This is a genomic window from Salinisphaera hydrothermalis C41B8 (genome assembly GCF_000732535.1).
Lineage (GTDB): Bacteria > Pseudomonadota > Gammaproteobacteria > Nevskiales > Salinisphaeraceae > Salinisphaera > Salinisphaera hydrothermalis.
Genome location: NZ_APNK01000040.1, coordinates 22,367 through 32,832 on the forward strand (window position 1 = coordinate 22,367; position 10,466 = coordinate 32,832).

9 protein-coding genes are annotated in these 10,466 nt (G+C 64.4%); 4 read left to right on the forward strand and 5 right to left on the reverse strand.

Annotated elements, in window-relative coordinates; all coding sequences use genetic code 11:
- Positions 1 to 758: 758 nt before the first annotated feature.
- The 5 genes from C41B8_RS16830 to C41B8_RS16850 form a co-directional block, all read right to left on the reverse strand.
- Positions 759 to 1,727: a zinc-binding metallopeptidase family protein gene (locus C41B8_RS16830; RefSeq protein ID WP_037340865.1), complete on the reverse strand. Its 969-nt coding sequence runs from the start codon at positions 1,725 to 1,727 to the stop codon at positions 759 to 761.
- 74 nt (positions 1,728 to 1,801) lie between these two features.
- The gene (locus C41B8_RS16835; protein ID WP_084189160.1) at positions 1,802 to 2,809 is read right to left on the reverse strand and encodes a GlxA family transcriptional regulator; all 1,008 of its coding nucleotides are present in this window, start codon (positions 2,807 to 2,809) and stop codon (positions 1,802 to 1,804) included.
- Positions 2,760 to 4,835: a S46 family peptidase gene (locus C41B8_RS16840; RefSeq protein ID WP_037340867.1), complete on the reverse strand. Its 2,076-nt coding sequence runs from the start codon at positions 4,833 to 4,835 to the stop codon at positions 2,760 to 2,762. Before C41B8_RS16840 ends, C41B8_RS16835 begins: the two co-directional genes overlap by 50 nt.
- 125 nt (positions 4,836 to 4,960) lie before the next feature.
- The gene (locus C41B8_RS16845; RefSeq protein ID WP_037340870.1) at positions 4,961 to 5,566 is read right to left on the reverse strand and encodes a hypothetical protein; all 606 of its coding nucleotides are present in this window, start codon (positions 5,564 to 5,566) and stop codon (positions 4,961 to 4,963) included.
- Between the two features lie 22 nt (positions 5,567 to 5,588).
- On the reverse strand, positions 5,589 to 5,801 hold the full coding sequence (locus C41B8_RS16850; RefSeq protein WP_084189161.1) for a hypothetical protein: 213 nt from the start codon (positions 5,799 to 5,801) through the stop codon (positions 5,589 to 5,591).
- Between the two features lie 104 nt (positions 5,802 to 5,905).
- Between C41B8_RS16850 and C41B8_RS16855 the strand changes: the two genes are divergently transcribed.
- The 4 genes from C41B8_RS16855 to C41B8_RS20940 all read left to right on the forward strand — a co-directional run.
- Positions 5,906 to 6,850: a pyridoxal-phosphate dependent enzyme gene (locus tag C41B8_RS16855; protein ID WP_037340874.1), complete on the forward strand. Its 945-nt coding sequence runs from the start codon at positions 5,906 to 5,908 to the stop codon at positions 6,848 to 6,850.
- A 63-nt stretch (positions 6,851 to 6,913) separates the two neighbouring features.
- Positions 6,914 to 7,807, forward strand: a complete 894-nt coding sequence (locus C41B8_RS16860; protein WP_051883703.1) for an amidohydrolase family protein — start codon at positions 6,914 to 6,916, stop codon at positions 7,805 to 7,807.
- Between the two features lie 15 nt (positions 7,808 to 7,822).
- Positions 7,823 to 9,055: an MFS transporter gene (locus C41B8_RS16865; protein WP_037340876.1), complete on the forward strand. Its 1,233-nt coding sequence runs from the start codon at positions 7,823 to 7,825 to the stop codon at positions 9,053 to 9,055.
- 1,166 nt (positions 9,056 to 10,221) lie between these two features.
- On the forward strand, positions 10,222 to 10,466 hold a 245-nt coding region (locus C41B8_RS20940), incomplete at its 3' end, for a hypothetical protein (protein ID WP_232226106.1).

Genomic DNA, 10,466 nt, shown 5'->3' on the forward strand with positions numbered 1-10,466 from the left:
TTGGAACACTCGCGAGTTTGACGTTACTTGGGGTTTCGCGCTGTCGCGCGACTCCCTTTCGTTTGCTTGTCCAAACGAAAGGAAGCAAAGAAAACGACACCCTACCTTGCGCCGATGCTGCGCATCGGTGCCCTGCGCGGCTCCGGCCGCAAGAGGGACAGCCGCGAAACTCGCGCTGCTACGCAGCACTCAGACACACGGCTGTCTTTTTCCTCTTGCAGCCTCCACTGCTCGGCGCTGCGCTCAAGGGAACCCGAATACAGACACGGCCCGCGAAGGTTGGGCGTTCGCGCCTGTATTCGAGCCCGTCTGAGGCGACGGAGACGCGCAGCTGCGGCGGGTGTCCGGCGCACTGCGCCGGTGCGGCAAGCTGTTTGAAGGCCGCCAAAGCGGCCTGAGTTTTTGCCGCATCCCGTTGTCGCGAGCATCGGAGTGCACCGGCGAAGCCGGCGCCGATGCGGGTGTCTTTTCCTTTGGTTACTTTCGTTTGGACAAGCAAACGAAAGTGACTCGCACATCAGTGCGAAATCAAAGTTCAAATGACCTGGTGGCTCAAGGTATTGGCCGCCCAAACCAACCGTTCGCACCAGGAAAACTTTCGAGCCTGACGCCACCTGGGATTTAGTGCTTAAGCGTATTGCCGACCGCAAGACGCACAACAACACACAGCGCGATACGCATAAATATCTCGCTACAAAAATATCTCGCTACAAAGCAGACCTCCCGATCCAATAGATCGCCAATCAACCACTACCGCGTCACCATCCTTGCGCCCCACGCCGCAACCACTCATGCACAAACGCCAGCTTCTCGTGCACCGGCGCCGACAAGACGAACGGATACAGATCGGACAGCCCCATCGATCGGTTGACGTGGTTAATGCCCATCGCAATCTCGGCGGCCACGTACACCAGCCGCGCGGTATCGACTTCGGCATACGGATGCCAGTTCGGCGTGGGCACGAAGTCCGCTGCCAACCCGGACGAAACGAAACTATCGCTGATGTCGGTCAGATGTAGCAGATGGGCCGTCGTCTCGGCCCAGTCCTCGTGCGGATGTGCCGAGGCATAGCTGGAGATAAAACGCTGCGGCCAGTCGGCCGGCGGACCGTTGTTGTAATGGCGTTGCAGTGCCTCGCCGTAGTCCGCCCGCTCGTCGCCGAAAAGATGGCGGAAGGCATCCATAAAATCGGCGCGCAGGCTGAGCCGCCACCAAAGCATATGCGCGATCTCATGACGCATATGACCGATCATCGTGCGATATGGCTCGCCCAATGCCTCGCGCCGACGCGTGCGTACTACCGGGTTCGCTTCGGATACGCTGATGGTCACCACCCCGTCGCCATGCCCCATGGGCGCCGGCGTCTCGTTGGCTTCCGCCAGCATATGAAAGACCGGTCGCGCCCCCGGGTCCTCGGGCCGAAACCACTGCCAGCGGCCGAGATTATCCAGTACCCAGCGCTTGGCGAGTTCGGTTTCCCCCCAGTCGGGGATGGCGTCTTCCAACGACGGGTCGGGCGCGAGCGCCGTCATCGCACAAGCCCGACAAAACGCCCCCTCGGCTGGCGCAATCCAATTACAGTTGATACGCGCTCGGTTGGCACAGAACGGCGGCGTGGGGATGAAGGCCCGCGCCTGCGGATCGTAGGCGACCGGCGTGCCCTCGGCCGTGGCGAGGTTGTCGAAATACAACGGCCCAGCCCCAACCGGGTTGTCAAAAATGCGCATGCGAACCACTCCGTGAGCGCCAAGACTATGATTCGAATGTACGCTGCTTGGCGCCTCGGGGCGTCGAATCTTTGTCAGTGCCGGCGCAAACCGGAGGGCGCTTGCCCGAAACGATTCCGGAATGCCCGCGAAAATGCCGTGGCCGAACTGAATCCGGCGGCCAATGCGATCTCGGCCAGCGGTCGATCAGTGGCCTCGACCAGCGACCGGGCATGATCGAGCCGTAAGTCCCGATACCAGGCCTTTGGCGTGGTGTGAAGCTCGGTCTCGAACAAGCGCTGAAGCTGGCGCGGCGATCGCCCCACGCGTTGGGCCAGTACCGCAAGCGAGAGCGGCGGTTCGAGATGGGTTTCCATCAGCGCGATCGCGCGCACGAGTGCGGCGTTGTGAATACCGAGCCGCTTGACGATCGACAACCGTTGTCGGCTCGCCGGGTCGCGGGCCCGATCGTGAATCAGTTGCTCGGCTACGGCATCGGCCAGATCCGGCCCGTGCTCGCGCGCCAGTTCGGCCAATGCCATATCGGTGGCGGCCATACCGCCGGCACAGGAAAACCGCCGCGAACCGATTTCGTACAGTGACTCGACGGCGTGCACTAGTGGATAGCGCTCGCGAAACGCCGGCAGGCTCTCCCAGTGCAGGGTCACCGTCTGCCCGTCGAGCAAACCGGCCTCGGCCAGCGCAAAACACCCGGTATCGATGCCGCCGAGCACCGCGCCCGCGCCGTCGAGTGCTCGTAGTCGAGTTAACACCGCCCGGGACGGTGACGATTCATCGAGAAAGCCGCTGCAGACGGCCAGTCGCACGCTGCCCGTGATCTCGTCGAGTCGGGCATCGACCAGCACGCGCATACCATTGGATGCGGTGACCTCGGCCCCGCTCGCACTGACGAGCTGCCAGCGATACAACGTCTCGCCGGCGATTCGATTGGCAATCCGCAGCGGCTCGGTCGCCGCCACGAACGCCATCATGGAAAAGCCATCGACCAACAGATAGATCGTGGTCGATGGCCTTGCCGCTTCGGGCTGTGGCTTACGAGCGATGGCCCCGGGCCAGTTCGTCGGCAAGGTCGTTGCGGTCATAAACCTTGCGCAGCGCGGTTTCGATAAACGCCGTATCCACAGCCACGGCGCGATTGTTCGCATCGTTGAACGTGAAGTTGCCGCCCAGGCTGTGGATGTTGCCGTCGAAGATCAGGCCCACCGCGTGCCCGGCCTTGTCGATGACCGGGCTGCCCGAGTTGCCGCCGATGATGTCGTTGTCGGTAACGAAATTGACTGGCGTGTTGCCGTCGAGCTTGTCCTTGGCTTGAATCCAGCGCGCCGGCAGCTTGTACGGATCGGCGCCGGTGGCGCGCGCGTACAGGCCGTCGATATGGGTGAACGGCGCCACCTTTTTGCCTTTTTCGATCCAGCCTTTCACCCGACCGTAGGTCAGGCGCAATGTGAACGTGGCATCGGGATAGCGCTTGGCCCCGTCGCGGGCGAAGCGAGCCTTGGCGATCGCGGTTTCGGCCTGGTCGGTCGGCGCTTCGACGTCGTCCTCGTAGGTCTTGCGTACGGTGCGGGCAGCCGGGTCCACCTGGCGGGCGAAGACGATCATCGGGTCATCCGATTGTTCAATTGCGCGCTCGCCGCCCTGCCAGAGTTTCTTGCGATAGGCCGGATCGGCGAGCTTCGTACCGGATACCAATCGCTTGGCCAATTCGTCCGGCGATTGATCGCCCAGCACGTTCTTCACGAACGGATCGTCGGCCCCCAGCGCTTGGCGCATCTTCTCCAGTGCCCAGGCCATGCGGGTCTGCTCATAGTCCGGATAGATCGGCCCGCTCGATGTGACTGACTGCTGCACCGCGGGCAGATGGGCGCTGCGATACTCGGGCAAGCGTTTGGCATCCGGTTTGTCACGCTCGGCAGCCGCTCGCACCAGCGTGCGGGCGTACTTGAACAGATCGCCGCCGAAAGCCTGGCCGCGCTCGAGCATGTCGTAGCGGGTCTGGATTTCCGCGCCCTTGGCCTCGGCTTTATCCAGGATCCGCCACGGATGGCCGTATTGCTTCACCCGCGCCGGATCGGCCGCGATCCACTGGCGTAGGGCGGTATCTTCGGCTTTCTTCTTCGCGATGAAGGATTCGTCGGTGAGCGTGGCCAGCCAGCCTTTGAACACCTTGAGCGTGTTGTCGCCGTAGAACAGATCGTCCTGCGCGGCCTGAGCATGCCGGGCGGATTCACGCGAGAACTGCCACAGCACGCCGCGTTCCTCCGACAGATACGCCTGATACGGAATGACTTTCTCGTCGCGCAGATAAGCCAGTGCGGTCCACGACGTTTCGCGCTGGGTCGAGCCCGGGTTGCCGACCACGAACGTCATTTCGCCGGCCTTCGGGCCGTTCACATCGAACGGCAGATAGTTCGGCGTATGCGCCGGCTTGCCGTCCACATAGGCCCGCAGCAGCGTTAGATCGAGGTCGTAGCGCGGGAAGTTGAAGTTGTCCGGATCGCCGCCGAAGAAGGCGATGCTCTGTTCCGGCGCGAACACCATGCGCACGTCCTGAAAGCGCCGGTACTTGTACAACGCATAGCGACCGCCGTGGTACAGCGTGATGACATCACAGCGCCATTGATCGGGATCGCCGGCCACGCAGGCCTGCTCGATCGAGCTGTCCACGGCGCGCTGGGCGGCTACGCGCGCCGCCCCTGTCTTGTCGGCCAGCGCGGCGTCTACCTTGTCGGTGACGTTGGTGATCGATACGAGCTGGTTGAGCTCGATGTTCGGGCACTTGGGTTCGTCTTCTTCCTTGCCGACGAAACCGTCCGTCATGTAATTGTGCGCATCGTTCGACAGGCGCGACAGGCATTCGTTGGCGCAGTGATGGTTGCTCATCACCAGCCCGTCGGCGGACACGAACGACCCGGAGCAACCGCCGGCCAGCCGCACGGCCGCCTTCTGTACCCGATCCACCCAGGCCGGATCCGGCGCGAAACCGTAGGCTTGTTTCATGCGGGCCGTGGGCAGATCGTTCAGCGTCCACATGCCTTCATCGGCCGCTGCCGACACGCTGAATCCCACGCCGGCGGCCGCTAGCGCGGCAATCACGATTCGTTGCATCCCCACGCCCCATATCGCGCCGCGGTCAACTCGGCGCACTTGTCATGACACGAGCCACAAGATAGCAGGGATCGTGCCGCCCGGACCGGCCGGTTACGGCGCTGCGGGTTCGGCCAAGCGAATCGTCAGTCGGCGCGGCCCTCTTTCACCGGCTTTGCCGGTATCGCATGCCCGGGCCCCTGGAGATTGGGGATCAGCGCCGTACGCTGCGCATCGGCAGCGCCCTTGTCGTCGACCGGCACATAGCCGCCGCCGGCGTATTGCATGCGCTGAAGTTGCGAGCCGTTGTCCTCACCCAGCGTCGTCACCAGCAGGTCGTGCCAGCCATCGTGGCTGGCCGCGAGCTGATAGAGCGGCGCTCTGGAGGTCGGAATGCGCGACACCACCTCGTAGCGATCGCCGTCCCGCGCCATCACATAAAGATCGCAGCCCAGGTCGCAGCCGTTCGGCCCTTTGACGTACACCACCGCCTCGCGCTGGCCGTTGCCGTTCAGATCGACGAACTTCGAGTAATAACGCAACGGCCGGTTCGAGCTGTCGGCATAAATGGTCGCCAGGGCGTCGGTCAGCCGCTGCTGGGCGTCAGCGTGGCGCGCGGCCGGCGTGTTTTGCAGAACGTTCGCCTGCTTGGCGAGCTTCGAGTGGCCGCTGCCGTACTGCAATGCGGCGCAGCCCGAAAGCATCGTCGTCGCGAGCAGCGTACAGGCCAGGCCCGTGCTCCATGCGCTCATCGGTTCGCTCCCGTCGTACCGCTCAGTCCACCGTAATGGTGTAGTCATCGCCCGCGATCAGCGGCAGATCGTAGTCGGTGGCTTCCGACACGGTCACCGTATACGTGCCGGCACCGTGTTCGGCCGCATGCGCCTTGACCGCGGCTTCGGCCGCGTCCTCGGCGCAGCTGGCCTCGACGATCGTCTCATCGCCCGCCAGTTCGCAGATATAGCGCACCATCATCGGCTCTCCCATCACCTACTCCGTTGAATTGATTGACCCGCACGCCGGACGACCACGCATCGATATCCGGCCCATCATGGCAGTATGCGGACTTCTCGCCCGAACTAAAGACACGAATGACGCGCCCTACCGTTGCCGACCTCGCCGCCGCGCGCGAGCGCATCGCCGCGCATATCCATCGCACCCCGGTGCTGACCTGCCGCACGCTCGACGAGGCCACCGGCGCCCGTCTGTTTTTCAAATGCGAGAACTTCCAGAAGGCCGGCGCGTTCAAGGCCCGCGGCGCGACCAACGCCGTATTCTCGCTATCGGCCGAACAAGCAGCGCGCGGTGTGGCCACGCACTCCAGCGGCAATCACGGTCAGGCGCTGGCCCGTGCGGCCGCCGCGCGTGGCATTCGTGCCACTGTCGTCATGCCCGAAACGGCCCCGAAACCGAAGATCGACGCCGTGCGCGGCTACGGCGCCGACGTCATCTTCTGCGAGCCGACGAATGCGGCGCGCCAGACCGCGCTCGATGCCTTCGTGGCCGACACCGGCGCCGAGTTCATCGCACCCTACGACGACGTGCGCGTCATCGCCGGCCAGGCCAGCTGCGCGGCCGAGCTGATCGAAGACGTACCGGATCTGGACGCGGTGATCGCCCCGGTGGGCGGCGGCGGCCTGATCAGTGGCACGGCCCTGACCATCGCCGCCCACGCGCCGCATATCGCGGTCCACGGCGGCGAACCGGCCGCGGCCGACGACGCGGCACGATCGCTCGAGAGCGGCCAGCGCTGCGGCAACGATGCGCCGGACACCATCGCCGACGGCCTCAAAGCCTCGCTCGGCGAGATCACCTGGCCGATCGTGCGCGAGCACGTCGCCGCCATTACGCGGGTCGACGAAGACGCGATCATCCACGCCATGCGGCTCATCTGGGAGCGTATGAAGATCATTGTCGAGCCCTCCTGCGCCGTGGCACTGGCGGCCGTGCTCGCCGCACCCCAACACTTCGAGAACCGTCGCGTGGGCGTGATTCTCACCGGCGGCAACGTCGATCTCGACCGGTTGCCGTGGTGAGCCATCGCGCCGGGCCCCGTTTTCGCGGTAGCGTCGTCTGCATGATGCATTCGTCGACCGACCATGGGGAACGACGCACCGCCGATTGATCACGCGCTCTGCGCCGCGCCGAAAACAGATTGGGCCGCTCCGACGTTCAGCGCGCCGACGCTGGCCTGCGACACGCATGCCCATGTGGTGTCCACGGCGCCCGCATACCCGCTGGTCGAGCAACGCAGCTATACGCCGCCCCCGGCGACCGAGGCCGATTATCTGGCCATGCTCGACGCCACCGGCATGGATCGCGGTGTGCTGGTGCAGATCAGCATTTACGGCACCGACAATCGCTACATGCTCGAGGTGCTCGCACGCCATCCGCGCCGGCTCCGGGGCGTCGCCGTGGTCGATCCCGATGTGGACGAACGCGAACTCGAACGCATGCACGCGCTCGGTGTCCGTGGGCTGCGGCTCAACGTCCTCTTCGGCGGGGGCATCGGGCTCGATGCCATGGACCGGCTCGCGGCCAAAATCGCGCCGCTCGGCTGGCATCTGCAACTGCTGCTGGACGCACGACAGCTGCCCGAGCTTCTGCCCCGCATCGCACGCCTGCCGGTGCCGGTCGTAATCGACCACATGGGTCACATGCCGGCCGAGCTCGGCGTCGATCATCCGGGGTTCCAGGCGTTGCTGACGCTCGTGCGCGACCACGGCGGTTGGGCCAAGTTGTCCGGCGCCTATCGCATCGACCACGGTCCCGACTATGCCAACGCCGCGCGCTTCGCCGCCGCCCTGATCGCCACCGCGCCCGGACACCTCGTCTACGGCAGCGACTGGCCGCACGTCGGTCAGACCAATGCCTCGATGCCGGATACCGGCCACATGCGCAACCTGCTCGGCGAATGGGTGAGCGACGCGACGCTGCGCCACCGGATTCTCGTGGAGAATCCGGCCCGGCTCTACGATTTCCCGGAACGATAACAAGGAGAACCGACGATGAGCTGGTTCGCCGATATGAAGCCGGTCGAGCGGCACACGTTTGTCGCGTCGTTCGGCGGCTGGGCGCTCGACGCGCTGGATTTCATGGTCTTCACCTTCGTCATCAGCACGCTGGTGGGGTTATGGGGTATCGATCGCGGGCAAGCCGGCATGCTCGGTACGGTCACGCTCTTGTTCTCGGCCATCGGCGGCTGGGCCGGCGGCATTCTGGCCGACCGATTCGGGCGAGTCAGAGTCCTGCAATTCACGATCGCCTGGTTCGCCGTTTGCACCACGCTGATCGGCTTTACCCAGAACTTCGAACAGATCTTTGCGCTGCGGGCGCTTCAGGGTCTGGGCTTCGGCGGCGAATGGGCGGTCGGCTCGGTCTTGATGGGCGAAATCGTGCGCTCGGAAATGCGCGGCCGCATTGTCGGCGCGGTGCAGAGCGGCTGGGCGATTGGCTGGGGCATCGCCGCTATCGTCTACGGCATCGCCTTCACCCTGCTGCCGCCGGAATGGGCGTGGCGGACCCTGTTCTGGTTCGGTGTGCTGCCCGGATTGTTCGTGCTCTATATCCGCAGCCGTGTGCCGGAGCCGAAAATCTTCAAGGAAACTCAGGCCCTGCGCGACGAACGCAGCACCCGCTTCACCGATATCTTCGCCCCCGATCTCCTCAGGACGACCGTCCTTGCCGCCCTGCTCTGTACCGGCGTGCAGGGCGGCTACTACGCTATCACCACCTGGCTGCCGACGTTTCTCGGCAGCGAGCGCGGCCTCTCCGTCATGGGTACGGGCGGCTACATGGCCGTGGTCATCGTCGGCTCGTTCCTGGGTTATCTCACCGGCGCCTGGGTGACGGACCGGCTCGGCCGGCGTGCGAACCTGATTCTGTTCTCGTTGCTGTGCGGCGCCAGCCTGTTCCTGTATACCCAGATCCCGCTCAACGACGCCTTCATGCTCGTCCTCGGCTTCCCGCTCGGCTTTACCGCCTCTGGCATCTTCAGCGGACTGGGACCGTACCTCACGGAACTGTACCCCTCGCGCGTACGCGCCGCCGGCCAGGGCTTCGCCTACAACTTCGGCCGCGGCATCGGCGCCCTGTTTCCGACCCTGGTCGGCTACCTGAGCGAAAACGCCGGACTGGGATTGGCGATCGGGATATTCGCCGGCGGCGCCTACCTCATCGTCATCCTCACGGCGTTTCTGCTGCCCGAAACCAAGGGGCAAGAGTTGCAAACCTGGGACTAGTTCTCGTCTTGCGCCGCGGCGCTGCGGTCAACTGGCCCGAATACAGACACGGCCCGCGACACTGCGGAGTCCTCGTGATGCTTGGGAGAGAGGTTTGTATTACGTCCCGTCTGAGGCGACGGAGACGCGCAACGGCGACGGGTGTCCGGCTCACTGCGCCGGGGCGGCCAGCCTGTTTGAAGGCCGCCAAAGCGACGCGAGTTCTGGCCGCATCCCGTCGACGCGAGCAGCGGAGTGTCGCCCCGAGAAGCGGAGCAGGGCCTTCCCGCAGCGAAGCTGTGGGATGCGACCTTCGGCGGGTCGAACCGGACGAGTCGTAGCGTGGGGCGCCTGCCGAACGCCGGCGGTCGCATCCCGGCTACGCCGGGAAAACCCTGCTCCTCGCCTCGTACGGCACGGCGCAGCCGGCGCCGATGCGGGTGCTCTTTTCTTGGTTCCTTCTTTTGAGCAAGCAAAAGAAGGAACTCGCACTGCAGTGCGAAACCAGAGTCCAGCTCAACTGGTGGTTCAAGATATTAGACGCCCAAACCAACCTTTCGCGCGAGGAAAACTCGCGAGTCGGACGTGACCTGGGATTTCGCGCTGCAGCGCGACTCCCTTTCGTTTGCTTGTCCAAACGAAAGGAAGCAAAGGAAACGACACCCTACCTTGCGCCGATGCTTCGCATCGGTGCCCGGCGCGGCTCCGGCCGCAAGAGGGACAGCCGCGAAACTCGCGCTGCTACGCAGCACTCAGACACACGGCTGTCTTTTTCCTCTTGCGCCCTCCACTGCTCGGCGCTGCGCTCAAGGGGACCCGAATCCGGCGCGGGCCCGCAACACTTCGAAGTACTCGCGATGCTTGAGAGATGGGTTTGTATTACGTCCCGTCTGAGGCGACGGAGACGCACAGCGGCGACGGGTGTCCGGCGCACCGCGCCGGTGCGGCAAGATGTTTGAGGGCCGCCAAAGCGGCCCGAGTTTTTGCCGCATCCCGTTGCCGCGAGCATCGGAGTGGACCGGCGCAGCCGGCGCCGATGCGGGTGCTCTTTTCTTGGTTCCTTCTTTTGAGCAAGCAAAAGAAGGGACTCGCACTACAGTGCGAAACCAGAGTCCAACTCAACTGGTGGTTCAAGATATTAGACGCCCAAACCAACCTTTCGCGCGAGGAAAACTCGTGAGTCGGACGTGACCTGGGATTTCGCGCTGCAGCGCGACTCCCTTTCGTTTGCTTGTCCAAACGAAAGGAAGCAAAGGAAACGACACCCTATCTACGCGTCGATGCTGCGCATCGATACCCTGCGCTGCTCGCCGAGCCGGGCGCAGCCGGAACTCGCTGACGCTCAAACAGCCGGCTGCTTCATCCCGTCTCGGCTGTGCTGCTCGGCGCTCCGCAAGGGAACCCAATACAGCGCGGGCCCGCGACAGGTCGG